The sequence below is a fragment of the Propionivibrio sp. genome, from assembly GCF_041441355.1.
GTDB lineage: Bacteria > Pseudomonadota > Gammaproteobacteria > Burkholderiales > Rhodocyclaceae > Propionivibrio.
In genome coordinates, this window is sequence record NZ_JASDTF010000018.1 from 103,562 (window position 1) to 127,334 (window position 23,773).

Consider the following 23,773-nt stretch of genomic DNA (forward strand, 5'->3'; position numbering starts at 1 on the left):
ATACTTCCGCCCGATCATAACCGCAAGCCGTCCATGAACCAAATCCAGCCCTCCCCGCAGGCCCTCGATCTGGCGCGCCAGGTGCTGCGCATCGAGGCCGACGCCATCCTGGCCCTCGGCGAGCGCCTCAACGGCGCCTTCCTCGACGCCGTCGGCCTGATCCTCGCCGGCCGCGGCCGCGTCATCGTCAGCGGCATCGGCAAGTCCGGCCACATCGGGCGCAAGATCGCCTCGACCCTGGCCAGCACGGGAACGCCAGCCTTCTTCGTGCATCCGGCCGAAGCCAGTCACGGCGACCTCGGCATGATCACGCCCGACGACGTGGTGATCGCCATCTCCAACTCCGGCGAGAGTATGGAGATCCTCAATATCCTGCCCTCGATCAAGCGTCAGGGCGCCAAGCTGATCGCCATCACCGGCCGGCCGCACTCGACGCTGGCGCGCGACGCCGACGTCCATCTCGACGCCGCCGTGGCGCAGGAAGCCTGCCCGCTCAACCTGGCACCGACGGCCAGCACCACGGCCGTGCTCGCGCTCGGCGACGCGCTCGCCGTCGCCCTGCTCGACGCGCGCGGCTTCGGCGCCGAAGACTTCGCCCGTTCGCACCCCGGCGGCGCGCTCGGCCGCCGCTTGCTGGTGCGCATGCGCGACGTGATGCGCCAGGGCGAAGCCCTCCCGGTCGTCGCGCCCGAAGTCACGGTCGCGGAAGCGACACGCGAGATTTCGCGCGGCGGCATCGGCATCGCCATCGTCGTCGATGGCTGCGGCCACGTCATCGGCGTGTTCACCGACGGTGACCTGCGCCGCACCATCGTCAGCGGCCGCGACCTCGCCACGCTGGCCGTCGCCGACGCGATGACCCGCTCGCCGCGCACGATCAGCGCCGACAAGCTCACTGCCGAAGCCTTCGAGATGATGGAGAAGCACCGCATCAACCAGCTACCGGTCATCGACGCCGACGGGCTGCTGGTCGGGGTGCTCAACATGCACGATCTCTTCCGTGCCAAGGTCGTCTGATGAGTAACGCCAACGACACCCGCGCCCGTGCCGCCCGCCTGCGGCTGATGGCCTTTGACGTCGACGGCGTGATGACCGACGGCGGCCTGACCTACGCCGACGACGGCAGCGAAAGCAAGACCTTCAACGTGCGCGACGGCCTCGGGCTCAAGCTCCTTCAGGACGCCGGCATCGAGGTTGCGGTGATTACCGGCCGCCAGTCGCCGTGCGTCGCCGCGCGCATGGACAACCTCGGCATCGCCCACCTGCAGCAAGGCATCGGCGACAAGCTCGCCTCCATGCAGGCCCTGCTTGACCGCCTCGGCATCGCCGCCGAAGAGGCCGGCTACATGGGCGACGACCTGATCGACCTGCGCGTCATGGCCGCCTGTGGCTTCTCGGCGACGCCGTCCGACGGCCACCGTCTCGCCCGCCAGCACGCCCGCTTCGTCTGCAGCCAGAGCGGCGGCCACGGGGCCGTGCGCGAGGTGTGCGAATTCATCCTCGCCGCGCAAGGCAAGCTCGACGCGGCGCTGGCGCCCTATCTGCCGGCGCTGCCGCCGCGATGAAGCGCCACTTCGACGCGCAGAACCTGAGCAGCGCGCTCTTCCCGCTGCTGCTTCTGCTGGCGCTGATCGGCCTCACCTACTGGCTGCGCCTGGCCACCGAATTGCCGTCGCCGCAGCGCGACGGCAAGCACCGTCACGACCCCGACTACATCGTCTACGACGGCACGCTGCGTAAGATCGACGCCACGGGAGCGCTCAAATACACGCTCACGGCCAAGGAAATCGTGCACTTCCCGGACGACGACTCGACCGAGATGAAAGCGCCGAACTTCGTCCAGTACAACCCGAGCAAGCCGACGATGCGCATGAAGGCCGATTTCGGGCGCATGAGCCGCGACGGCGAGCAGGTCGACCTCTACGACAACGTGCGCCTGCATCGCGCCGCAACGGCCAAGGATCCGGAGACGATCGGCACCACCACCCAGCTCACCATCCTGCCCGACGAAGAGAAAGCCTACACGCGCGAGCCGGTGCTGATCACCCAGGGCAAGTCGATGATCAAGGGCGTCGGCCTGCAGGTCGACGGCCGCAAGCAGACCTACCTGCTCGAATCGCGGGCCAGCGCGGTCATTGAAAGCAAACACGCCAGAAAACAGCCATGACGCCGACCTCCACCTTCCTGCGCCCCCTGGCCGCCGCCCTGTTGCTCGCTTCACTGGCCGCGCCGGCCTACGCCGAAAAAGCCGACCGCGAAAAGCCGATCAACCTCGAGGCCGACCGGATGAGCATGGACGACATCAACAAGGTCCAGGTCTACGAAGGCAACGTCATCCTCACCCAGGGCACGCTGCAGATCCGCACCGCCAAGCTGGTCGTCACCCAGGATACTGACGGTTTCCAGAAAGGTGTCGCCACCGGCGGCGAGAACGGCCTCGCACGCTTCCGCCAGAAGCGCGAGGGCAAGGACGAATGGATCGACGGCGAAGCCGAGCGCATCGAACACGACGCGCGCGAGGACACCACCCAGTTCTTCATTCGCGGCTGGGTGCGTAGCGGGCTCGACGAAGTGCGCGGCCACTACATCTCGTACAACGCCCTGAGCGAGAAGTACCTCGTCACCAACGGCCGCGGTGAGAGCAAGGCCGCCGTGGGCGCGCCGCAAGCCCGGGTGCGCGCGATCATCCAGCCCAAGAGCAAGACCGCGCCGGCCGAGGACACGGCGCCAGCACTGCAGCTGCAGCCGACGCCTGGAATGCGCAGCGCGCCCTGAGCGCCGCCCCGGCTAAAGCCTCTTTTTCCAGGAAGGAGGCGACGCGCACGGCGCATCGGCCGCGCGCGCTTTCCCTTCCTTCAGTCCCGCCAGGCCCAGGTGACGCCGCGCTTCTCGACTTCGCGGCAGATGACCGCCATGGCCTCCTCGACCCGTAGCGGATCGCCCTCGACGCCCAGTTCGAGATGCCGACGCTGCCCGTCTTCGCCGATCGACGGCAGGCTGAAGAGGCGCAGGTCGGGGTAATCGTCGACGATGCGCAGCATCAGGTCGAGCAATGCGCTCTCGTAGGCCTGCGGTCCGGTGAGCAGGACCGCGCGATCGACGCTCGGGTGGCGGTTGAAAAGGTTCCGGTAGTAGGTGTCGAGCGCCCACTCGGCCATCGGGTGCGCCATCTGCGGGAAGCCCGGCAGGAAGTGGTGATCGCGGATGCGGAAACCCGGAATGCGGTTCACCGGATTGGGAATGATCTCGGCGCCGACCGGAAATTTCCCCATCGCCAGGCGATTGGGCGTCGTCTCGTCGCCGAAGCGCCCCCGGATTTCACGCTCGGCATCCGGATGCAGCACGAGTTCGACCTCCAGCGCCGTCGCGGCGGCCTCCCGCGTATGATCGTCGGGCGTGTTGCCGATGCCGCCGAAAGAAAACACCACGTCGCCGGCGGCAAAGCTGCGCCGCAAGCTGGCGGCGATGCGTGCCGAATCGTCGCGCAGGTACTCGACCCAGGACAGGCGAAGCCCGCGGGCTTCGAGCAAGTCGGCGATCCGGGCGAAATGCCGGTCGCTGCGCTTGCCCGAGAGAATCTCGTCGCCGATGATTAACGCCCCGAAAACCATTTCCCCTCCTTTTTCAGTCTCGTGCGCGCCCGCTCGATTCGTCGGACACCCGCAACGACTATACGACAAAATTCCCGCACGATAGCTCCGCACCCGCGTTTCCCATCGTCATGAAGCATCTTTTCCGGTAGAGTGCCCGCTGCGCAAGACCCACAAGTTCGTTTCGTAAAGACCAACCAAAGAGCGCACTCTGCGCGACTTACGATCGGAATTCACCAATGGCGCTCGACCAACCCGCCCCGACCCTTGCCGCTCCAAACGCTCACTGCGTCCGCTTCACCGGCAGCGGACGGGAATACTTCGGCATCTGGATCGTCAACCTGTTGCTCTCCATCGTCACCCTCGGCATCTATTCGGCCTGGGCCAAAGTCCGACGCACCCAGTATTTCGCCCGCAACACCGAACTCGACGGCGCGCGCTTCGACTACCACGGCGATCCGATGCTGATCCTCAAGGGCCGCCTGATCGCCTTCGGCCTACTCATCCTCTACCAACTCGCCAGCCACGCCAACCCCTACTTCGGGCTCGCCGTAGGCTTCGCTCTGGCCGGCGTCATGCCCTACCTGCTGCTCAAGTCGCTTTACTTCCGCCTGCACAACCTGAGCTACCGCGGGCTGCGCTTCCGCTTCACCGGCGAAACCAAGGGCGCCTACATCAACTTTCTCGCCTGGCCGCTCGCCACGTTCTTTTCCCTCTACCTCCTGGCGCCGCTCTGCCATCACCGGATCAAGCGCTTCCAGCACGAACACAGCGCTTTCGGCCAGACCCATTTCTCCTTCCACGCGCCGGCAAGCGCGTTCTACAAGCTCTACCTGCAGGCCCTCGGGCTCTTCCTGCTCGCCGGCGCCCTGATCGTCGGCGGGTTGTATTACAGCCTGCAAGCCAAACTCATCCCGCTGCCGGGCAAGCAGCTCAGTTTTTTTCTCTTCCTGCTCCCCTTCGGCGTCGCCCTGTTGGCCGTGTTTGTGCTCCAGCCCTTCCTCTCCGCACGCCTGCAAAACCTGATCTGGAACAACACCCGGCTCGGCGCGCATCGCTTCGAAAGCCGGGCCTCGGTCTGGCGCCTCTTCGCCATCCAAATCACCAACCTGCTCGGCATCCTGCTCACCCTCGGCCTCTACCGCCCGTTCGCGGTGACCCGCCTCTACCGCTACCGTAGCGAAACGGTCACCCTGCTGGCCGCCGACACCCTCGACAACTTCATTGCCGCCAACAGCGGCCCGAGCGGTGCCCTCGGCGACGAAACCGCCGAAATGTTCGACATCGACATCGCCTTGTGACCCTGCCCGCCCCTTCCGTTCAGGCCGACTACTTCGACGGCCGCAGCTCGCGCCGGCAGAGCGTCAGCCTGCGCCTTGAAGGCGGGCGCCTGCACCTCGCTGGCGAGCAGATCGAGCGCCTGGCGCCGCTTGCCGAACTGCGGCTTTCAGAGCCGATGGGGAGCGCACCGCGTCTCATCACCTTCCCCGACGGGGCTTACTGCGAAGTGCGCGACGTGGCTGGCCTGAGCTGCCTGCTCCAGGCCAGCGGCCAACACGACAGCTGGATCGTGCGCTGGCAGTTCGACCTGCGCGCCATCGCCGTGGCCGCGGTTTTGTGCATGCTGTGCGGTGTGGCCGGGTACCTTTATGGCCTTCCCTGGATCAGCGCCCGCCTCGCCGAGCAAATCCCCACGGCGGCAGTCAATAGCATCAGCACGCGCCTGCTTGCCGAATTGGACAAGGAGTTCCTCGCGCCCAGCCGTCTTTCCGAGGCCCGCCAAGCCGAAATCAGCCGCCGCTTTGCGGCCCTGCAAACGGCGGAGGAACATACACCTGCTTACGAAATCGTCTTTCGCGCCAACCGCCGCCTGCCGGCCAACGCCTTCGCGCTGCCTTCAGGCACCCTGATCCTGACGGACGACCTCGTCAAACTGGCCCGGACGGACAATCAGCTGATGGCCGTACTGGCCCACGAACTCGGTCATGTCCAGGCGCGCCATGGCTTGCGCCTGGTGATTCAAAGCTCGCTGGCGGGGCTCTTCGTCGCCTGGTTCGTCGGCGACGTCAGCAGCATCGTCGCCGCGGCGCCGACCATCTTGATCCAGGCCAAATACTCGCGCGACCTCGAAACCGAAGCCGACGATTTCGCCCGCCGCATGCTGCAGGCCAACGGACTCTCGCCCCGTTGCCTGAGCGAAATGCTCGCGCACCTGGAACAGGCGCACGCCTCAAAACGAGGCGCCCCCACGCAGGACTACCTCTCCAGTCATCCGGCCAGCGCACAGCGGCACGAGGCGCTCGCCGGCCCCGCCTGCGAATAGTTTTTTTGCCCCGCGCTACTTCGCGCCCTGGCTGATACTCAGCACCGCGTCACCGCGCAGGCGACGCAGGCTTTCCAGGCAAAAATGCAGGTAAGCGAGCGCAGCCAGCGAGGGCGCAAGCAGCCCCATGAAGGGGATGTAGGCCAACAACGCCATGATCAAGCCGAGCAGCAACAGGGCGCCGCCGTGTTGCCGGCGCAGGCCGCGCCACTCGTCGTCAGTGGCGTGCACCGCGAGCGCGTCGAAGGCAAACGTGCGCCGGTTGAGCCAGGCCATCCAGAACAAGGGCAGCACCAAGGCCATGCCCGGGATCAACCACAAGGGCAGCGTCAGCAGCCAACCGAGGAGGAATAGCAGCGCCGCGGCGACGCTGTTCCAGGCGCCGGCGAGTACGCTGTCGCGCCCCAGGCGCGCCAGCTCGGGATAGTCTGTCGCCGCCAAGTGGTTGAGCAGAAGCGGCAGGACGACGATGGCGGTGAGCAGCATCGCCACGAGGTAGCTCGCCGAAAGCATCAGCAACCAGGCCCCGAGCGTCGCCAGCGCCCCGGCCAGCCACTCGGCACCCCACGCCGTCAGCCACGTCGCCGGCGGCTGTTCGGCGAGCTGCGTCACCAAGCGGTCAAGCGCGACGGCCGAGAAAACGACCATCAAGAGCAAGGCCACCAGCGCCGGGGCGAAGAAATAAAACCACACCCGCCCGCGCCCGAGGGTCGTCACGCTGCGCTGCAAGGCCAGGAGGATTTCGCTCACGTCGGACTCCGTTGGAAAAAAGCTTATTTAACCACGGAGGGTTCGTTCACCATGATCGCCAATCAACTTCCTCAGAAAATTTGAAGAAGAGAAAAGGCATTTTATGCCGCTCCCAATTTGCCCAACAGAGTTGTCAGCCAGCCATTACTTTTCCCGGGTGTACACCTTGAACGTGGCATAGCGTTCGAGCACAGAATGAGGAAGCTGATGGCAGGAAATCATGAAATTGACTTTTTCGCCTTGTTTTAAGGGCTCTGCAACTTGAGTTGTACACTGAAAAATGAACGCCCCTTCTTGGTCAAAAAGGTCGGCGTAGATCGACATGTATTGCCTCTGACTATCACCACCCTTGTTTTCGATGGTTCCGACAAACTGAATTGGACTAACAAACCCCGCACAACTTTTGCTTTCACCGGAACGATCATCCCGCTTGACCTCCTGAATCAGGGAAAACTCGAACCGCTCAGGGTTATCGACCCGGCGGCGCCCCCTCTCGCCAGTAGTTTCAATCGGCTTTGACTCTGAAGTGCTGAAAATTGTTACCTCTTCACCCGCATTGCGCACGAGATAGCCCGACAAAGCCAGCCCAGCAACGAACAACAGCAGGAGCCCGCCAATCATGAATGCCGCGCCTTGCAGAACGGAAAATCCGAGTTTCCGAAAATTGCTTTGAGGCTGATCCATACCACTCTCCCTGAAATCGTGGCGAACGGGAATGACAGGGATGGAAGCAAACCATCGCCCGCCAGTGATAGCACATTAACATAATCCATTGCGGAACCATGTCTTTGCCAACCGCATATTTCCGGTTGGATCAAGCCGACTCTTGTTCAGGTCGCTTCGCTGAATTCGCCCTGGCGACTCGCCTCAGATCGTCTCCCACAGCTTCTGCAAGCGCTTCACCGACACCGGCGCGGGGGTGCGCAGCTCCTGGGCGAAGAGTTGGACGCGCAGTTCTTCGAGCTGCCAGCGGAATTGTTCGATGGCTTCGTTGGTCACGCCCTGCTTGGCGAGCAGGAGGGCGCGCCGCTCGTAGGCGGTCCACAACGGCTGGTATTCGGCCAGCAGGCGCGCGTCGCGCGCGGGATCGCTGCGCAACTTGTCGAGGCGCAGGGCGATGGCCTTGAGGTAGCGCGGGTAGTGCTGCAGGCGCTCGAACGGCGTCTCGAGGATGAAACGCTTGCCGACCAGGCGACCAAGTTGCTGCTCGAGGTCGCGGTGGGCGGCAGCCTGCGACTTGAAGGCGACGAGCTTCTTCTGCACCGCCTGCCAGTCGGTCAGCACCTGCCCGACGAGGCGGCAGATTTCCTGCGCCAGAAGCCCTAAGCGCGGCTTGGCTTCGGCACAGCGCGCCTTGAAGGCTTCGGCGTCGGTCGGCCACGGTGCTCCAAGGCAGGCGCGGGCGAACGTCAGCTCAATCAGTTGCCGGCGCAGCTCGTCGAGCGTGCCCAAGCTCATGTACTGCATCCCCATCTGGGTCAAGCCCGGCAGGTTCTTCTCGAAATATTTGACCTGCTCCTTGAACTGCAGGAGAAAGAGGCGGAGCAAGCCGGCGCGGTGCGCCTCGCGCGCTTCTTCCGGGGTGTCGAAAACGCACAGCGACACGCTGTCGCCGTCGTCGGTGAAGCCGGGGTAGCCGAGCACGGTTTGCCCCCCGCCACTGTTTCCGACCTCGACCTCCATCAACTCAGCCAGCTCGCCGCAAGCCCAGTCGGTCATGCCACTGTACTCGGCCGGGGTCTCGTGCAGTTCGGAGAATTCCTGCCGTGCCTGCCCGCCCCATTCAGCGCGCAGGTCAGTCAGGTTGCGCCCCTGGCCGAGTTGGCGCCCGTGCTCGTCGACGAGCAGGAAATTGAAATGGAGGTGGGCCGGCAGCGCGTCGGGGCGAAAGGCGTCGGGCGTGATCTCCCAGCCGCGCGCATTAAGCCCGCGCGTGTGCAGGATGAAGTGCACCAGCGCCGGGATCAGCGGCTGATTGGTGTTCACCTTGCCGGCGGCGACCGCGGCGCAGAATTCGGCGGCGAACTCAGGCACCGGCACGAGTTTGGAACGGATCTTCTGCGGCAGCGATTTGACGAGCTGGACGACCTTTTCCTTGAGCAGGCCGGGAACCAGCCATTCGCAGCGCGCGGGCGGCAGCTGGTTGAGCTGGGCCAGCGGCACGGTCAGCGTCACGCCGTCCTTGGCCGTGCCGGGCTCGAAGTGATAAGCAAGGCTGAAGTCGACGCCAGCGAGCTTCACGCTGTGCGGGAAGGCCTCGGTCGTCACCCCCGCCGCCTCGTGGCGCATCAGGTCTTCGCGCTGCAGGTAGAGCAGTTTGGGCTGCTCGCGCTCGGCCTCCTTGCGCCATTTATCGAAATCGACGCCGCCGACCACGTCTTCGGGAATCAGCCGGTCGTAGAAGGCGACGATCAGCTCGTCGTCGACCAACACGTCCGGGCGGCGCGACTTGTGCTCGAGCGTCTCGATGTCGAGGATCAGCTGGTGGTTGTGGTTGTAGAACCCCCAGCGACGGGCGTAGTCTTCGGCGATCTCGCCGCCGACGAGGCCCTGGCGGATGAACAGTTCGCGCGCCTCCTTCGGATTCATCGGGCCGTAATTCACGCGCTTCTTGGGATTGACGACGATGCCGTAGAGCGTCGAGCGCTCGAAGGCCACGGCCTGCATCGCTTTCTTTTCCCAGTGCGGGTCGAAGTAACTGCGCTTGATGAGATGCGCGCCGACTTGTTCGAGCCACTCGGGCTCGATGCGCGCCACGCAGCGCGCGAAAAGCTTGGTCGTCTCGGTGATTTCGGCGGCGGCGATCCACTTGCCGGCTTTTTTGACCAGCGCCGAGCCGGGATGGACGAGAAACTTGATCCCGCGCGCGCCGAGGTAGTGCCCCGAGTCCTCGGACTTGCAGCCGATATTGCCCAATAGCCCCGAAAGCAGCGCGCGGTGGATCGCCTCGTAGGTCGCCGGAATCTCGTTCTCGCGCCAACCGTGTTCGGCCGCCATGCCGTGCAACTGGCTGTGGATGTCGGCCCACTCGCGCATGCGCAGCGCGGAGAGGAAGTTGGCGTGGCAGGCCTGAACCAGCTTGCGGTTCGACTTCTTGTGCTCGACTTCGTCGTGGTACCACTGCCAAAGTTTGAGCCAGGAGAGGAATTCGGATTTTTCGTCGGCGAACTTCTTGTGCGCCGCGTCGGCCGTGCCCAGCTTCTCCTGCGGCCGCTCGCGCGGGTCTTGCGCCGAAAGCGCGGCGGCGATGACCAGCATTTCCTTGAGACAGCCTTCGTCGCGCGCCGCGACGATCATCCGCGCGACGCGCGGGTCGAGTGGCAGCTTGGCGAGTTCCTGGCCGATCGGGGTGAGTGCCCGCTCTTCGGTGACGGCACCGAGCTCCTGCAAGAGCTGGTAACCGTCGCTGATCGCCTTGGGTGGCGGCGCCTCAAGGAAGGGGAAGGATTCGACGTCGCCGAGGCGCAGCGCCTTCATGCGCAGGATGACGCCGGCCAGCGACGAACGCAGGATCTCGGGGTCGGCAAAGGGCGGCCGCCGGGTGAAGTCGTCCTCGGCGTAGAGGCGGATGCAGACGCCGGCCGAAACCCGGCCGCAGCGCCCGGCGCGCTGGTTGGCCGAGGCCTGCGCGACCTTTTCGACCTGCAGCTGCTCGACCTTGTTGCGGTAGGAATAGCGCTTGACGCGCGCCAAGCCCGAATCAACGACGTAGCGGATGCCCGGCACGGTGAGCGAGGTCTCGGCGACGTTGGTCGCCAACACAATGCGCCGGCCCTGATGCGGACGGAAGATGCGCGACTGCTCCTCGGCCGAGAGGCGGGCAAAGAGCGGCAAAATCTCCGTGCTCGCCCCGCCGCGCGAAAACGAATGCTTGCGCAACGCTTCGGTGGCGTCGCGGATTTCGCGCTCGCCGGGCAGGAAAACGAGGATGTCGCCCGGACCGAGCCGCGTCACTTCGTCGCAGGCATCGACGATGGCGTCGTAGAGGTCGCGCTCGTCGTCGTTCTCGGCTTCCTCCACCTGCACCGGCCGGTAGCGCACATCGACGGGATACAGGCGCCCCGAAACCTCGATCACCGGCGCATCGTTGAAGTGCTTGGAGAAGCGCTCGGCGTCGATGGTCGCCGAGGTGACGATGACTTTCAGGTCGGGGCGCTTGGGCAGGAGCTGCTTGAGGAAACCGAGCAGGAAGTCGATGTTCAGGCTGCGCTCGTGCGCCTCGTCGATGATCAACGTGTCATATTGCGACAACCAAGGATCGCCCTGCGTCTCGGCGAGCAGGATGCCGTCGGTCATCAATTTGACGTACGAGCGCGCCGAGGTGCGGTCGGTGAAGCGGATCTTGTAGCCGACCAGCTGGCCGAGCTCGCTTTCCAGCTCCTGCGCGATGCGCGCCGCCGTCGAACGCGCGGCGATGCGGCGCGGCTGAGTATGGCCGATGAGTCCCGTCGCCCCGCGCCCGAGTTCAAGGCAGATTTTCGGCAGCTGCGTCGTTTTGCCCGAGCCGGTCTCGCCGCAGACGATGACCACCTGATGCTTCTCGATCAGTTCGGCGATCTCGGCGCGCCGCGCATTGACCGGCAATTCCTCGGCGAACTTCGGTCGCGGCAGGCCGGCACGGCGCGCGGCGACAGCGGCGCGCGATTTCTCCAGCAGCGTGTCGTACTCGGCCTGCGCCACCTCGCGCCGGGTCCCGTAGAGCTGGCGCAGCTCGCGCGTCAGCGCGCGCAGGCGGCGACGGTCGGCGGCAAGGCAATCGGCGATGGGATCGGGACGCGAACGGGCTGGCTTCATGGGGCGGGAACGGGAAACGGCGGAAAAAGGGACGAGATCAGGGGGCGATCGACGGCGCCCGGAAAAGACGCCGACATGCCCGACTGCGCGCAAGACAGGTGGCGCAGGCGAGAGAAAGCGCCATTTTAATCGATAGACGCCAATCGGCGGCCGCCACGCAACCGACAAGACCGCTCAGACAGGCGCAACGGGGCTGCCAACACCAGCGCCGCGCCAACTGCCGAAACCTCGCGCATGGAGCGCATCTCACGCGAATGACGAATGGCGCTTGACGGTTCAGGCGTTTTATTTGAGAATAATTCTCGTTTGCAAACCGAGGCCATCATGTCCCTTTCCAAGCCCTGCCCCGAACACGCCAACGTCGGCAGCGAGTCCGGCGACGATTCCCGACCAGACGACCTGCCGCTCGACCTGCGTCTGGCCGCGATCATCCACCTGCTGTCATCGACCGCCCTGCGCGGCACGACGGCGGGCAAGACCGCCTGCCTGCAGGCCCACCTCGTCGCCGCCGTGCAGGACGGCGAGGCGCTCGGCCCGGCGCTGCAGGACGCGGTCGAAAGCGCCCTGGCGAACTGGCAGGACGTGCAATGCCACGCCAATTCGATCCCGGTCGACGCGCCACCCGCGCACGCCGCGCCGGCCCTTCTTCAATAACCCGAGGTTTTCGTCATGTCCCGCTACACCGGTCCCCGTCTCAAAGTCCTGCGCGCCCTGGGCGTCGATCTGCCCGGCCTCACGCGCAAGTCGATGCAGGACCGCCCCAACCCGCCCGGCCAGCACGGCGCCCGCAAGGTCCAGGCACGCAAGTCCGAATTCGGCCTGCAACTCATGGAAAAGCAGAAGCTGCGCTACCACTACGGCCTCACCGAACGCCAGTTGCGGCGCGTCGTCGCCCAGGCCAAACGCCAGCCCGGCGCGACCGGCGCGCGCATCGTCGAGTTGCTCGAGCGGCGCTTGGACAACCTCGTTTTCCGCGCCGGTTTCGCCCCGACCATCCCGGCCGCGCGTCAGCTCGTCAACCATGGGCACGTCGCCGTCAACGGCCGGCGGGCGACGATCCCGTCGATGCGCCTCGCCGCCGGCGATGCCTTCGGCCCGGGCGAGAAGGCGCAGCCACGCGTGCGCGAGTCGCTCGCCGATCCGGCGCTCGAACGCCCCGAGTGGATCGTGCTCGACGCCAACGCGTTCGAGGCCCGGCTCGCGCACCTGCCCGAAGGCGGCGACAGCGCACCTTTCCCGCTCGACCTGCAGCGCGTCGTTGAGTACTACGCCAAGCGCTTGTAGTCACCTCGACGCCGGGGCCGAGGGCACACAGCGTAGAATGGTCGCACGACCGATCCGGCAACCCACGTCCATGCCCATTCGCCCCGCCACTCCCGCCGACTTCCCGGCCATCCTGGCGCTCAACGCCGCGGCGGTGCAGTACACCAGCCCGCTCGATCCCCCGCGCCTTGCCGCACTGCACGCGCAGGCGGCGCGGCACCGCGTCGCCGAACACGAGGGGCGCGTCGTCGCCTTTCTGCTCGCGCTGCGCGAAGGCGCCGACTACGCCAGCCCCAACTACCGCTGGTTCGCCGCGCGTTACCCGCGCTTTCTCTACGTCGACCGCGTCGTCGTCGCCGAGGACGCGCCGCCGCAAGGCTTCGGCACCGCGCTTTACGCCGACCTCTTCGCCCACGCCGCCGCGACGGGCTGCGCCACGCTGGCCTGCGAGTACGATCTTGAGCCGCCCAACCCGCGCTCGGCGCGCTTCCACGCCAAGCACGGGTTTCGCGAGGTCGGCCGGCAAACGCTCTACGGCGGCCAGAAAATCGTCTCCCTGCAGATCGCCACCCCGCTCGCCCCGGCCTGAAACGACCGCCCCATGCGCCCTGCAGCGGCGCTGGAGGGCGCATGGGATGGCGCGTCCAGGCCGATGCCCAGACGCCCCGGCGGCTCCGGTACAATGGCCGCCCGCTTTCGACCTTCCGCTTTGCCGCCCATGCTTTCCGCCATCCTCTGGGACAACGACGGCGTCCTCGTCGACACCGAACGCTTCTACTACCAGGCCAACCGCGACTACCTGCGCGGGCATGGCATCGAGCTTTCCGAAGCCCAGTTTTTCGAGTGGTTCCTGGCCGACAACTGCGGCGCCTGGCACCTGCTCGAAGCCGGCGGCGCCAGCCCTGAACAGATCGCGCTCTGGCGGCGCGAGCGCAACGCGCTGCACCTCGAACTCATCCATGCGGCGAGCGAGCTGGTGACGCCGGGCATCGAGCCGCTGCTCGCCTCGCTCGCCGGCCGCGTCGAGATGGGCATCGTCACCAGCGCGACGCAGGCGAGCTTCGACGCCATCCACGCCCGGCACGACCTCTTGCGCCACTTTCGCTTCGCGCTCACCGCCGAAACCTACGCCCGCAGCAAACCGGCGCCCGACCCTTATTTGCTCGGCGTCGACCGCATCGGCCGTCCGGCCGACGAATGCCTGGTCGTTGAGGATTCGCCGCGCGGCCTGGCGGCGGCGCGCGCCGCCGGCCTGCGCTGCATCGTCCTGCGCAGCCCGCTGACGCACGGGCACGACTTTGCCGGCGCCGACCGCGTCGTCGACTCGGTCGCCGAGCTTGGCGAGGCCATCGAAGCCTTGCTCTGAGCGCCGCATGAGCCCCCTGGAAACGCTCGCAGCGCTCGACGCCGAAGTCGAGACGCGCGTCGCTGCCATCCGCGCCGACCACCCCGACTGGCTCTGCGGCAAGGGCTGCGACGCTTGTTGCCGCCGGCTGGCGACGCTGCCGCAACTCACCCCGCCCGAGGCCGAACGCCTGCGCGCGGCGCTCGCCGCGCTGCCCGTTGCCGAGGTCGCGACGATCCGCCGTCGCCTCGCCGCGCTCGGCCCTGCACCGGCGGCGCCCGTCACCTGCCCGCTGCTCGACCCGCAAAGCGGCGCCTGCCCCGTCTATGCCGCGCGCCCGCTCGCCTGCCGCAGCTACGGCTTCTACGTCGAGCGCGACACGGGCCTCTACTGCACCGAGATCGAAGCGTGCGTCGCCACCGGCGCCTACGCGGAGGTGATCTGGGGCCATCAGGGCCGCCTCGAAACCCGCCTCGCCGCGCTGGGCGAAACCCGCCCGCTCGGCCCCGAACTACTCCCGCCGGAGGCCTGAACGCCGCCCCACGCATGGAAGAATCGGGCGCGGGCGGTTAGAATAGGCCGCTTGCCAATCGAGGATCGCATCGTGAGCAACGCTGCCAAGGACACTGCCGCCCCCGCGCCGGCCAACAACTTCATCCGCAACATCGTCGAAGCCGACCTGGCCGCCGGCAAGCACGCCCAGCGCCGCTGGGCCGGCCACCCCGGCGCCGCCGCCGACCACGCGCAGGCGCCGCTCGACCCGGCCAAGATCCGCACCCGCTTCCCGCCCGAGCCGAACGGCTACCTGCACCTCGGGCACGCCAAGTCGATCCTGCTCAACTTCGGCCTCGCCGCGCAGTACGGCGGCCGCTGCCACCTGCGTTTTGACGACACCAACCCGGAGAAGGAAGAGCAGGAATACGTCGACTCGATCATCGCCGCCGTCAAATGGCTCGGCTGTTCGTGGGAAGACGAAAGTGAAACCAACCTCTACTTCGCGTCGAACTACTTCGACTGGATGATCGCTTTTGCCGAGCATCTGATCGTCACCGGCCACGCCTACGTCGACAGCCAGAGCGCCGAGGAAATGCGCGCCACGCGCGGCACGCTCAAGGACGCCGGCACCGACTCGCCTTACCGAAAGCGCACCCCGGACGAAAACCTCGACCTCTTCCGCCGCATGCAGAAGGGCGAGTTCCCCGACGGTGCGCACATCCTGCGCGCCAAGATCGACATGGCCTCGCCCAACATCAACCTGCGCGACCCGGCGATCTACCGCATCCGTCACGCCACGCACCACAACACCGGCGACAAGTGGTGCGTCTACCCGATGTACACCTTCGCCCACCCGATCGAGGACGCGCTGGAGAACATCACCCACTCGATCTGCACCCTTGAGTTCGAGGATCAGCGCCCGTTCTACGACTGGCTGCTCGAGCGCCTGGCGGAAAAAGTCACGCTGCCAAATGGCAGCGAGGTCGGCGGCTTATTGCAGCGCCCGCTGCCGCAGCAGATCGAGTTCTCGCGCCTCAACCTCACCTACGTCGTCCTTTCCAAGCGCAAGCTGATCCAGCTCGTCGAGGAAAAGCACGTCGAAGGCTGGGACGACCCGCGCATGCCGACCATCGTCGGCGCACGCCGCCGCGGCTACACGCCGGAAGGCTTCCGCCTCTTCGCCGAGCGCATCGGCGTCTCCAAGGCCGACTCGCTGATCGACTACGTGCTCTTCGAAGACTGCATGCGCGAAGTCCTGAACGAGTCCGCCGAGCGCCGCGTCGCGGTGCTCGACCCCTTGAAGCTCGTCATCACCAACTACCCGGACGGCCAGTGCGAAGAGTGCTTCGCGCCCAACCATCCGCTCAAGCCCGAACTCGGCAAGCGCGCCATGCCCTTCGCGCGCGAGTTGTGGATCGAGCGCGAAGACTTCATGGAAGAGCCGGCCAAGGGCTACCACCGCCTTTATCCCGGCAACATGGCGCGCCTGCGCTACGGCTACGTCGTCAAATGCACGGGCTGCGAGAAGGATGCCGCTGGCAACGTCACCGCCGTGCTCTGCGAGTACCTGCCGGAAACCAAGTCGGGCACGCCCGGCGCCGACAGCGTCAAGGTCAAGGGCAACCTGCACTGGGTTTCCGCCGCGCACGCCTACACCGCCGAAGTGCGCCTCTACGACCGCCTGTTCGCCGTGCCCGCGCCCGGCGCCCGGCGCGAGGGCGACGCGCCCGAACTGGAACGCGACTTCTTGGACGACCTCAACCCGGCGTCGAAGCGCACCATCACCGCGCAACTCGAACCGGCGCTGAAAGACGCTCCGGCCGAAGCCCGCTTCCAGTTCGAACGCCACGGCTACTTCGTCGCCGACCAGCACGACTCGCGCCCCGGCGCGCCGGTGTTCAACCGCACGGTGACGCTCAAGGATTCGTGGTCGGCCAAGCCGGGCAAGTAGGCATCCGAGTCAGCCCGAAGCCCCTCTCAAAAACGCCCCGCCCGGGGCGTTTTGTTTTTCAGCGCGGGGGTGCGGCGCGCCAGTCCCGGAGCATGCGCAAGGACTCGCCGTAACAGTGCGCCAGCTGCGCGTCGTCGTAACGGTGCTGCGGCGCGACCGGGCAGGCGAGGCGCGCGCGGCAGGTCTGAGCGCAAGCCGAATCGGTTTCCAGCCGGTAATCGACGCAGCGGCCGAGGTCGAAGCACGCCGCGGCGTCACCGGGCGCACCCAGCGCGCCGGCCGGACAGGCCGCCCGGCACGGCCGCGCGACGCAGCTCAAGCAGGGCGAGGCGGTATCGATCCGTGGCGTGGGTTCGAGCGGCGCGTCGGTGAGCAGCAGCGCACGGTAGGCGAACCACGTGCCCCAGGCGGCGTTGATGCCGACCATGAAGGGCGTCGGATGGTGCCAGCCAGCGAGCGCGCCGAGCCGCTGCAGATCGAGCGCGGCAGGCGCCTCCAGGGGTTGCGGGTAAAGGAAATGGGCGCGCGCCGCAGGACAGTGCGCGGCAAGGGCCTCGCGCACGCAACGCACGCTCCAGGCGTCGATCGGATGCGCCGTCGGCAGCCCGCCCCGGGCGCGCTCGGCGCTCACGCGCGCCCACAGCGCCCGCCCGCCGTGGCCGATGAGCCACACGCGCGGCAGTGTTTCCGGCGCTTTGGCGGCCGCCAGCGCGGCGCGCAGGGGCGCGGGCAAGGCGTCGACGGCGAAAACCGCGTGCAGATTGAGCCCGGCCCGCGCCAACGCAGCCAGGAGCGGCACCTCGGTCATTGATTCGGGCGTGGACTCGGGCGTGGACTCGGGCGTTGATTCGGGCGTTGATTCGGCCGTCAAGACGCGATCCGTGCCAGCGCCTCGGCGATCGGCGCGGTTTCGGTCGGGCGCACGAGGCGAGCAACTTCGACGCCGTCGCGCAGAAACACCAGCGTCGGCCAGAGCTTGACCGCGAAGCTGCGTCCCAGCGGCTTGCCGCGCCCGTCCTCGATTTTCAGCAAAGGGACCTGCGGTTGCGCGGAAAACGCGGCGACCATGTGCGGCCAGGCGGCATTGCAGTGCTCGCACCAGGGCGCGCCGAATTCGAGCACCAGCGGCCCGCGCCGCGCCTCGACCTCGGCCCGCGTCGGTTCCTCGGCCAGGAAATCTTCATTCAGCATCGTTCTCGCCTCCAGGGTTGAGGGCCTTCCGAGCCGTACGCGGGCTCAGTCGGCCATGAGTTTCTGCCGCCCGTACCATTCCTCGCCCGGGCGCACGGTGAGCGGTGCGCCGGCGACGGCGGCCTCGACGCACAGCATCCGGCGCCAGCCGTCGGGCGGCAGGTCGGCCAGCGCAGCGCCCTTGTCCGCCCACGGATTCCACACCACCACGTCGGTGAAGCCGTCCTGCGCGATGCCCAACTGGCCGGCACCGTCGTTCAAGCTCAGCGGCCGCGACGCGCCCAGAAAGATGCGGTCGGTCTCGCCCGCGAACGTCAGGATTTCTGCCGCTTCTCGCCCTTCGCGCCCGCCATTGGCGCTGTCGCGGTAATTCGTGCCACACAGGCCGGACAACCGCACGTTTTCGATCGCATCGACCTGCAGGTAGGTGTGCAGCGCGCCGGTGAAGGTCAGCGCCTCCTCGCCGGTGTTGCTCAAGCCGAGTTCGAGGTCGAGGGTATCGGCTTCGAGCATCACCGTCAGTTCAAGCTCGAAGCTGTGTGACCACAGGGCATGCGTCGCTGCGTCGTCCTCGGTGAGCAGCGTGACGAGCGCATAGTCGTCGCCGCAACGCTGCGCCGTCACCTCCCAGGGCTTGCAGCGAACGAAGCCGTGCTTGGGCAGCCCGCCCTGAGAGGAAAACTGGGGGAAGCAGACCGGGATGCCGCCGCGGATCGGCTCGCGCCCGTCGAAAATCGCGCGTTCGGAGAGGTAGAGCCGCTCGCGCCCGTCGGACGGCGTCCAGGACAAGACCTGCCCGCCAAAGCGGCTCACCACCGCCTGCGCGCCGCGCGGTCCATTCAAACGCAATGCTTCATAGCCATGAAAAGTGATCGACTCGATGTGTGGTTTCATGGCGCGCATCCGGCTGAGGAAAGTTTCTATTCTAGCCGAGCGCGGCGCGCCCCGCCCCGCTCATCGCATGCAGGCGCGGCCCTGCCGACGCATTTTCCGCACGCAAGAAAAATGCGCAACCTGTGTTTAACACAGCAGCATTCTTCGCAAAAACAAAAAACCATAAGGCAATGTAGGGCAATAAGAATTAAATTCCAAACGAATACTGCGCGAGAAGCAAAAAAGTGATTACAATGCTTCTACATCTCAACGAGTCGCATTTAGCGACCACCTGCCTGCCATCATGAACAGCGCCATCCTGATCAACCTCGATTACGAGCGTTATCCTGGCCCGCTTTGCGCCCGCCTCTGGCAGGCGATCGAAGCCCGCATGCACACCGCCGGATTCGCCAAACACAAACGTCTTTTTCTCAGCGCCGCCGAACGCAACGAGGCCATTCGTCGTGCCCGCGACGCGGTCGCCGAGGCCGAGACCGAGTTGCTCGCCGAAGGGCAGCTGCTGGTCGATGCGGTGCGCGAGTTCTACTGGTTCGAATACGCGCAGATCAACGACCTGCTCTCGCCCAACAGCGAGGAGGTCGAAGTCGCCTACGACCTCGACGCGCTGACCTTCTTCACCGCCATCGAAGCGCGCCGCGGCACCTGAGCCGGCCGCACGTTCACGCGCGCGGCGCCACCGCCGCACGCAGCAGCCGCCAGAGCAGCCAGGCGCTCAGAAGCGGCAGCAGGCAGGTCTGCACGATGAACACCACCATCAGCCGAACGATGCGCTCGACGCTTTGTTCGGCGGCCGCCTTGAGCGCGGCGAGGCGCGCCTTCAAGTCGCCGATCTGCGCCCCGCCCCAGTCCTTGAGGCGATCGAGCACGCCCGCCGATTCCTGTGCCGAAGGCGGCGGCGCCAAAGCGTCGATCTGCCCGGCCAGGCGTTCGATGACCTGGGTGCCTTCGCGGTAATCCGCTTCGAGGAAATGACGGAAGGCAAAATCGCTGACGACGAAGGCCAGCGGCAACGCCAGGCGCACAAAGACGAACAGCACCAGGGCGCGCCCCAGCCAAGCCGGCACCGACTGTCGGGACAGCAGGCGCTGCGTCCACGCCAGCGCGCACAGGGAAAAGCCCAGCGACACCGCCCAGTGCCCGCCGATGCGCACCAGCAGGCCCTCGACGCCGAAGGCCACCGCCGCGAACAGCGTCAGGTTGGCGAAGTGCTCGACGAGGTCATTCACCGGGTCGAGCACCTGCCCGACGGCCAGCGTCAAACCGACGCCCATCGGCTGCAGCGCGATCTCGGTGCCTTGCAGGAGCGAGATCCCGGCATTGAGCCCGCGCGCGACAGCAAAGGCCGCCAGCGCGCGCAGACCGCCGGCATCGAGCTGGCGCAAGGCGGCCGCGTCGAGCACCGCCGACCACGAAACGGCCACCAGCACCGCGACCAAGGCCACGAACACGATGCGGCGATGACGCCGCCACCCATGCTGCACGCGCACGGGCAGCGGGCGCCGGGGTTCGGCGGGCAAATCTTCGGCGGCCATCGTCATGCACTCCTTCGCGCGGGGATGTCTCTGGAATTTTAGCAGCCCGGGCCGACGGCTCAGCGCACGCTGACCTCGACGCGGTCGTAGCGCCCGGCGAGGTCGGTCACCGTGATCGTGTACCGCCCCGGCTCGGTAAAGGTGTGCGCCAGCGCCTGGCCCGCCGGAGCGCGCCCGACGAGGCGGCCGTCGATGAGCCAGAAGCGTTCGTCCTGCCCGCCCCGCGCCTCGAGGCGCACCGTCGGCGGCGGCGCGTCGGCCGCATTCCCGGCGCGGCGCAGCGTCTCGCCCGGCGCGAGGCCGACGATGCGCAGCCCGCCGTCCGGCGCCTGCGCCGCCGAACAGCCCGGCGCCCAGGGCGGCGGCAAGGCCTTGGCGCGGGTCGCGGCATCCAGCCAGGGTTCGAGCAGCGCCGGCCAGCGCGCCACTTCGACCGTGCGCATGGCCCCCGGCGCGCAACTGGCGCGCACGCGCAGACCACTCGCCGCATCGCGCGTGTCCGTCTCGCGCGCCGCACCGTCGCGCAGCCGGTCAGGAAAGGTCGGCGGCGCCGCGTCGTGCAACAGCCAGGCGGTGCGCTCGCGGTGGCACAACTCGGTCGGCAGCCCGTCGGCGCGCGTGCCCAGCGGCCAGCAGACGCGCGCCTGCGTCACCTCGGGCGGCGGCGTGCGCTGCGCTGCGGCGGGCGGCTCAAGGGCCGCGAACACATCGACCAGCAGCGGCGCGGCAACGTTGGCGCCGAAGAACCCCGGATTGGGCGTGCCGTCCGGGCGGCCGACCCAGACGCCGACGGTGTACCGGTCGCTGACCCCAACCGCCCAGGCGTCGCGGAAACCGAAGCTCGTCCCGGTTTTCCAGGCGATGCCGCGGCGCGCGCCGACGCCGCCGTCGACGTGGCGCGCCAGCGGCCCGCCGGCTTCGAGGATGTCGCGCACGATGAAGGCCGCCCCGGCGCTCATCAGGCGCGCCTCGTGCAGCGGCGCGTCGGCAGTGTAGCGCGGACGACCGGCAAGCCCGCCGCGCGCGAAGGCGGTGTAGGCGCCGACCAGGCTTTCGAGATTCACCGCCGCGCCGCCGAGGATCACCGAGAGGTTGGGCTCGCCGCCGCGCGGCAGCTCGAGCTTCAAGCCCCCGCGCCGCAGCGAGGCGACGAAGCGCTGCGGCCCCAGGCGATCGAGCACCTCGACCGCGGGCACGTTGAGCGACTTCTGCAGAGCCTCGGTGACGCCCACCGGGCCGCTGAAACTCGCCTGGAAGTTGCCCGGCTGGTAGCCTGAAAACGATTGCGGCACGTCGGCGAGCAAGGACTCAGAGTGGATCAGCCCCTCGTCGAGCGCCAGCGCGTAGAGAAAGGGCTTCAGCGTCGACCCCGGCGAGCGCTTGCCCTGCACCATGTCCACGTAGGCGAAGCGCTCGCTGTCGGCAAAGTCGGCCGAGCCGACATAGGCGCGCACCGCCAGCGTCGCGTTGTCGACCACCAGCGCGGCGAGCGAAACACGCGGCGGCAAGGCGCCCAGGCGCGCGGCGACGAGCTGTTCGACGCTGAACTGAGTCGGCACGTCGAGCGTGGTGTCGATGCGCGCCGCCTGCGGCCAAAGCTTGCGCACGCGCTCGGCGAAGAGCGGTGCGAGCAGCGGCTCGCGCAGCGCCTGCGCGATCACCGGCTCCTGCCGCGCCTCGCGCACCGTGGTTTCGCCCCACTTCGGCCGCAGCCGTTCGAGCACCTTGTCGCGCGCCGCGCGGGCGCGCTCCGGGTAACGGTCCGGGCGCAGGCGCGACGGCGCCTGCGGCAGCACCGCGAGCAAGGCGGCCTCGCCGTGCGAAAGCGCGGCCGAAGGTTTGCCGAGGTAGCCGCGGCTCGCCGCCTCGACACCTTCGAGCACCCCGCCCATCGGCGCGTAGCTCAGGTAGAGCGCGAGAATCTCGGCTTTCGAGAGGCGCGCTTCGAGCTGCAGCGCGCGCGCGATCTGGCGCAGCTTGGCCGTCACCGTGCGCGTGCCGGCCGGCTCCGGATCAAGCAGGCGCGCCACTTGCATGGTCAAGGTCGAACCGCCCGAGACGATGCGCCCGTGCCGCAACCACTGCCCAGCGGCGCGCGCCAGCGCCAGCGGATTAACGCCCGGATGCCAGTAGAAGAAACGATCCTCGTAGGCCAGCACGGCCTCGACGTAGCGCGGCGAAACGTCCTCCAGCCGCACCGGGTGACGCCAGCGCTGCGCGCGGTCGGGAAAGGCGCGCAAGGGCGTGCCGTCCTGCGCCAGCACCACTTGCGCCGCGTTCGCGCCCCGCTCGTCCGGCGTTGGCAAGGGCGGCGGCCAGCACAGGTCGGCGACGAGGATCAGGGCCAGCCCCAGCGCGGCGGCCAGCCGCAGGCCGCGAAACAGCGCCCCGCGCGGGCCCGCGCCGCCGCTTTCGTTCTTGCCGCCGTCGATCCTGCGTCTCCCGCCCACCGTGCCGCGCCTCACGATCATTGCGTCCGAACCGGCATTTCAATGAATTTCGGCCCGCGACGCAAGCCGCAAAGGGCGTCTGGATGCGCCTTTCAGGCCGGCTGCAGCACCCGCCCGATGCGCGTTCCAGCGTCAGGCCGGGCAGGCGTCTCCGGCGGTCAGCGTTGCGAGGTGCAGGAATCCGGGATTGCGCGCCCGCCCGGCGGCCTCGACCAGCGCGGCAAGCAGGCGCGTCCGCGGCTGGTCCTCGCGCCAGGCAAGCGCGATGCGACGCATCGGCGACGGCCCGGCGAAGGGAATCGAAACCACGAGATCGCTGCGGTAGAGCCCGGTCAGCGCGCCGGCCGGCAGCACCGAAACGCCGTAGCCGGAAGCGACCATGCAGCGCACCGTCTCGATCGAATGCCCTTCGCGCAGCGCGCCGTCGGCGTGGCTGATCTCCGGGCACGCGTCGAGCACCTGCTCGCGAAAGCAGTTGCCGGCCTTGAGCACCAGCAGGTCGACGTCGCGCAGGTCGCGCGCCCGGATTTCGCGCCGCTCGGCCCAGGCGTGGGCGCGCGGCACGACCACCCGGAAGGGCTCGTCGTACAAGGGCCGCACGCAGACGCCGGGCTGATCGAAGGGCAGCGCCACGATCACCGCATCGACCTTGCCGTACTTGAGCGCGTCGATGAGCAGGCTGGTCATGCTCTCCTCGATGAAGAGGCGGGCGTCCGGCGCCAGGCTGCGCATCGCGCCGATCAGCTCGGGCAGCAGGTAAGGCGCGACGGTGTGGATCACCCCGAGGCGGAATTCGCCGCCCAGGTGATCGCGCCCGCCTTCGGCCACCGTTTCGATCCGCCGCGTTTCCTCGAGCACCCGCCGCGCCTGGGCGACCACCCGCTCGCCCACCGGCGTCAGCGCGGCGTGCCCCTTGCCGCGCTCGATCAGGCGCACCCCCAGCTCGTCCTCGAGGTTCTGCACCGCCACGCTCAGGGTCGGCTGGCTGACATGGCAACGCTCGGCGGCGCGGCTGAACGTGCCTTCGTCAGCGAAGGCCACGAGGTAGCGCAACACCGACAGCTTCATCGTCGCCATAGTCTCTCCCTATGTGCCGTATAGGTAAATTTCATATACAAATCATTGACTTACAAAAATACCCGCGCCTACTATAGTGGCATTCGCCCGTCTGAACAAGGGCTGTAGATCCACCACA

Annotated in this window: 23 protein-coding genes; 13 read left to right on the plus strand and 10 right to left on the minus strand. The window is 67.4% G+C overall.

The features are described from left to right. Positions 1-33 precede the first annotated feature (33 nt). The 4 genes from QMB55_RS06170 to lptA are packed head-to-tail and all read left to right on the plus strand — an operon-like array spanning position 34 to position 2,775. Positions 34-1,017, plus strand: coding sequence for a KpsF/GutQ family sugar-phosphate isomerase (locus QMB55_RS06170; protein WP_497587804.1), 984 nt, complete (start codon positions 34-36; stop codon positions 1,015-1,017). Further along, a complete protein-coding gene (locus QMB55_RS06175; protein ID WP_497587805.1) occupies positions 1,017-1,565 on the plus strand; it encodes a KdsC family phosphatase in 549 nt (182 codons plus the stop codon). The genes QMB55_RS06170 and QMB55_RS06175 overlap by 1 nt, the downstream gene beginning before the upstream one ends. Next, on the plus strand, positions 1,562-2,167 hold the full coding sequence (gene lptC / locus QMB55_RS06180; protein WP_497587806.1) for an LPS export ABC transporter periplasmic protein LptC: 606 nt from the start codon (positions 1,562-1,564) through the stop codon (positions 2,165-2,167). The genes QMB55_RS06175 and lptC overlap by 4 nt, the downstream gene beginning before the upstream one ends. After that, on the plus strand, positions 2,164-2,775 hold the full coding sequence (lptA, locus tag QMB55_RS06185; protein ID WP_497587807.1) for a lipopolysaccharide transport periplasmic protein LptA: 612 nt from the start codon (positions 2,164-2,166) through the stop codon (positions 2,773-2,775). Before lptC ends, lptA begins: the two co-directional genes overlap by 4 nt. An 80-nt stretch (positions 2,776-2,855) precedes the next feature. Here lptA and QMB55_RS06190 read toward each other — a convergent pair whose 3' ends face one another. Next, positions 2,856-3,611: a competence/damage-inducible protein A gene (locus QMB55_RS06190; protein ID WP_497587808.1), complete on the minus strand. Its 756-nt coding sequence runs from the start codon at positions 3,609-3,611 to the stop codon at positions 2,856-2,858. Between the two features lie 218 nt (positions 3,612-3,829). Between QMB55_RS06190 and QMB55_RS06195 the strand changes: the two genes are divergently transcribed. After that, positions 3,830-4,891, plus strand: a complete 1,062-nt coding sequence (locus tag QMB55_RS06195; protein ID WP_497587809.1) for a YjgN family protein — start codon at positions 3,830-3,832, stop codon at positions 4,889-4,891. Then, complete coding sequence (locus QMB55_RS06200) at positions 4,888-5,913, plus strand: M48 family metallopeptidase (protein ID WP_497587810.1); 1,026 nt, start codon at positions 4,888-4,890, stop codon at positions 5,911-5,913. The genes QMB55_RS06195 and QMB55_RS06200 overlap by 4 nt, the downstream gene beginning before the upstream one ends. A gap of 15 nt (positions 5,914-5,928) precedes the next feature. Here the strand turns inward: QMB55_RS06200 and QMB55_RS06205 are convergent, their stop codons facing one another. From QMB55_RS06205 to hrpA, 3 genes are all read right to left on the minus strand, one after another. Further along, entirely contained in the window at positions 5,929-6,663 is a 735-nt protein-coding gene (locus QMB55_RS06205; protein WP_497587811.1) for an EI24 domain-containing protein, read from the minus strand. A gap of 144 nt (positions 6,664-6,807) precedes the next feature. Next, positions 6,808-7,347, minus strand: coding sequence for an FxLYD domain-containing protein (locus QMB55_RS06210; protein WP_497587812.1), 540 nt, complete (start codon positions 7,345-7,347; stop codon positions 6,808-6,810). Between the two features lie 183 nt (positions 7,348-7,530). Continuing rightward, positions 7,531-11,457 (minus strand): ATP-dependent RNA helicase HrpA, encoded by a 3,927-nt coding sequence (hrpA, locus tag QMB55_RS06215; protein ID WP_497587813.1) that lies wholly within the window; start codon positions 11,455-11,457, stop codon positions 7,531-7,533. 324 nt (positions 11,458-11,781) lie between these two features. Here hrpA and QMB55_RS06220 point away from each other — a divergent pair, with 324 nt between their 5' ends. The 6 genes from QMB55_RS06220 (at position 11,782) to QMB55_RS06245 (ending at position 16,511) form a co-directional block, all read left to right on the plus strand. Next, positions 11,782-12,111 (plus strand): hypothetical protein, encoded by a 330-nt coding sequence (locus tag QMB55_RS06220; RefSeq protein WP_497587814.1) that lies wholly within the window; start codon positions 11,782-11,784, stop codon positions 12,109-12,111. A gap of 15 nt (positions 12,112-12,126) precedes the next feature. Continuing rightward, a complete protein-coding gene (gene rpsD / locus QMB55_RS06225; RefSeq protein ID WP_497587815.1) occupies positions 12,127-12,741 on the plus strand; it encodes a 30S ribosomal protein S4 in 615 nt (204 codons plus the stop codon). A 70-nt stretch (positions 12,742-12,811) separates the two neighbouring features. Further along, positions 12,812-13,309: a GNAT family N-acetyltransferase gene (locus tag QMB55_RS06230; RefSeq protein ID WP_497587816.1), complete on the plus strand. Its 498-nt coding sequence runs from the start codon at positions 12,812-12,814 to the stop codon at positions 13,307-13,309. 129 nt (positions 13,310-13,438) lie between these two features. Beyond that, on the plus strand, positions 13,439-14,086 hold the full coding sequence (locus QMB55_RS06235; RefSeq protein WP_497587817.1) for an HAD family hydrolase: 648 nt from the start codon (positions 13,439-13,441) through the stop codon (positions 14,084-14,086). Between the two features lie 7 nt (positions 14,087-14,093). Then, positions 14,094-14,597: a YkgJ family cysteine cluster protein gene (locus QMB55_RS06240; RefSeq protein ID WP_497587818.1), complete on the plus strand. Its 504-nt coding sequence runs from the start codon at positions 14,094-14,096 to the stop codon at positions 14,595-14,597. Between the two features lie 69 nt (positions 14,598-14,666). Beyond that, a complete protein-coding gene (locus tag QMB55_RS06245; RefSeq protein WP_497587871.1) occupies positions 14,667-16,511 on the plus strand; it encodes a glutamine--tRNA ligase/YqeY domain fusion protein in 1,845 nt (614 codons plus the stop codon). 58 nt (positions 16,512-16,569) lie between these two features. On the opposite strand, the gene QMB55_RS06250 is transcribed toward QMB55_RS06245, so the two are convergent. From QMB55_RS06250 to QMB55_RS06260, 3 genes are read right to left on the minus strand one after another with little or no spacing between them, the layout of a single operon-like run. Continuing rightward, a complete protein-coding gene (locus QMB55_RS06250; protein ID WP_497587819.1) occupies positions 16,570-17,382 on the minus strand; it encodes a hypothetical protein in 813 nt (270 codons plus the stop codon). Continuing rightward, positions 17,379-17,702, minus strand: coding sequence for a thioredoxin family protein (locus QMB55_RS06255; RefSeq protein ID WP_497587820.1), 324 nt, complete (start codon positions 17,700-17,702; stop codon positions 17,379-17,381). Before QMB55_RS06255 ends, QMB55_RS06250 begins: the two co-directional genes overlap by 4 nt. Before the next feature lie 45 nt (positions 17,703-17,747). Next, the gene (locus QMB55_RS06260; protein ID WP_497587821.1) at positions 17,748-18,596 is read right to left on the minus strand and encodes a D-hexose-6-phosphate mutarotase; all 849 of its coding nucleotides are present in this window, start codon (positions 18,594-18,596) and stop codon (positions 17,748-17,750) included. A gap of 283 nt (positions 18,597-18,879) precedes the next feature. On the opposite strand from QMB55_RS06260, the gene QMB55_RS06265 reads away from it, so the two are divergent. Then, positions 18,880-19,242 (plus strand): hypothetical protein, encoded by a 363-nt coding sequence (locus QMB55_RS06265; protein WP_497587822.1) that lies wholly within the window; start codon positions 18,880-18,882, stop codon positions 19,240-19,242. Positions 19,243-19,255: 13 nt separating this feature from the next. On the opposite strand, the gene QMB55_RS06270 is transcribed toward QMB55_RS06265, so the two are convergent. From QMB55_RS06270 to QMB55_RS06280, 3 genes are all read right to left on the minus strand, one after another. Beyond that, positions 19,256-20,128 (minus strand): hypothetical protein, encoded by an 873-nt coding sequence (locus tag QMB55_RS06270; RefSeq protein WP_497587823.1) that lies wholly within the window; start codon positions 20,126-20,128, stop codon positions 19,256-19,258. Between the two features lie 59 nt (positions 20,129-20,187). Continuing rightward, the gene (gene pbpC / locus QMB55_RS06275) at positions 20,188-22,599 is read right to left on the minus strand and encodes a penicillin-binding protein 1C (protein WP_497587824.1); all 2,412 of its coding nucleotides are present in this window, start codon (positions 22,597-22,599) and stop codon (positions 20,188-20,190) included. Positions 22,600-22,710: 111 nt separating this feature from the next. Continuing rightward, entirely contained in the window at positions 22,711-23,655 is a 945-nt protein-coding gene (locus QMB55_RS06280) for a hydrogen peroxide-inducible genes activator (protein WP_497587825.1), read from the minus strand. Positions 23,656-23,773 lie beyond the last annotated feature (118 nt).

Excerpts from the sequence above, each read along its gene's own strand:
- QMB55_RS06170 (WP_497587804.1), top strand. The coding sequence starts at position 34 with ATGAACCAAATCCAGCCCTCCCCGCAGGCCCTCGATCTGGCGCGCCAG.
- QMB55_RS06175 (WP_497587805.1), top strand. The coding sequence starts at position 1,017 with ATGAGTAACGCCAACGACACCCGCGCCCGTGCCGCCCGCCTGCGGCTG.
- lptC (WP_497587806.1), top strand. The coding sequence starts at position 1,562 with ATGAAGCGCCACTTCGACGCGCAGAACCTGAGCAGCGCGCTCTTCCCG.
- lptA (WP_497587807.1), top strand. The coding sequence starts at position 2,164 with ATGACGCCGACCTCCACCTTCCTGCGCCCCCTGGCCGCCGCCCTGTTG.
- QMB55_RS06190 (WP_497587808.1), bottom strand. The coding sequence starts at position 3,611 with ATGGTTTTCGGGGCGTTAATCATCGGCGACGAGATTCTCTCGGGCAAG.
- QMB55_RS06195 (WP_497587809.1), top strand. The coding sequence starts at position 3,830 with ATGGCGCTCGACCAACCCGCCCCGACCCTTGCCGCTCCAAACGCTCAC.
- QMB55_RS06210 (WP_497587812.1), bottom strand. The coding sequence starts at position 7,347 with ATGGATCAGCCTCAAAGCAATTTTCGGAAACTCGGATTTTCCGTTCTG.
- hrpA (WP_497587813.1), bottom strand. The coding sequence starts at position 11,457 with ATGAAGCCAGCCCGTTCGCGTCCCGATCCCATCGCCGATTGCCTTGCC.
- QMB55_RS06220 (WP_497587814.1), top strand. The coding sequence starts at position 11,782 with ATGTCCCTTTCCAAGCCCTGCCCCGAACACGCCAACGTCGGCAGCGAG.
- rpsD (WP_497587815.1), top strand. The coding sequence starts at position 12,127 with ATGTCCCGCTACACCGGTCCCCGTCTCAAAGTCCTGCGCGCCCTGGGC.
- QMB55_RS06230 (WP_497587816.1), top strand. The coding sequence starts at position 12,812 with ATGCCCATTCGCCCCGCCACTCCCGCCGACTTCCCGGCCATCCTGGCG.
- QMB55_RS06235 (WP_497587817.1), top strand. The coding sequence starts at position 13,439 with ATGCTTTCCGCCATCCTCTGGGACAACGACGGCGTCCTCGTCGACACC.
- QMB55_RS06240 (WP_497587818.1), top strand. The coding sequence starts at position 14,094 with ATGAGCCCCCTGGAAACGCTCGCAGCGCTCGACGCCGAAGTCGAGACG.
- QMB55_RS06255 (WP_497587820.1), bottom strand. The coding sequence starts at position 17,702 with ATGCTGAATGAAGATTTCCTGGCCGAGGAACCGACGCGGGCCGAGGTC.
- QMB55_RS06260 (WP_497587821.1), bottom strand. The coding sequence starts at position 18,596 with ATGAAACCACACATCGAGTCGATCACTTTTCATGGCTATGAAGCATTG.
- QMB55_RS06265 (WP_497587822.1), top strand. The coding sequence starts at position 18,880 with ATGAACAGCGCCATCCTGATCAACCTCGATTACGAGCGTTATCCTGGC.
- QMB55_RS06270 (WP_497587823.1), bottom strand. The coding sequence starts at position 20,128 with ATGGCCGCCGAAGATTTGCCCGCCGAACCCCGGCGCCCGCTGCCCGTG.
- pbpC (WP_497587824.1), bottom strand. The coding sequence starts at position 22,599 with ATGATCGTGAGGCGCGGCACGGTGGGCGGGAGACGCAGGATCGACGGC.
- QMB55_RS06280 (WP_497587825.1), bottom strand. The coding sequence starts at position 23,655 with ATGGCGACGATGAAGCTGTCGGTGTTGCGCTACCTCGTGGCCTTCGCT.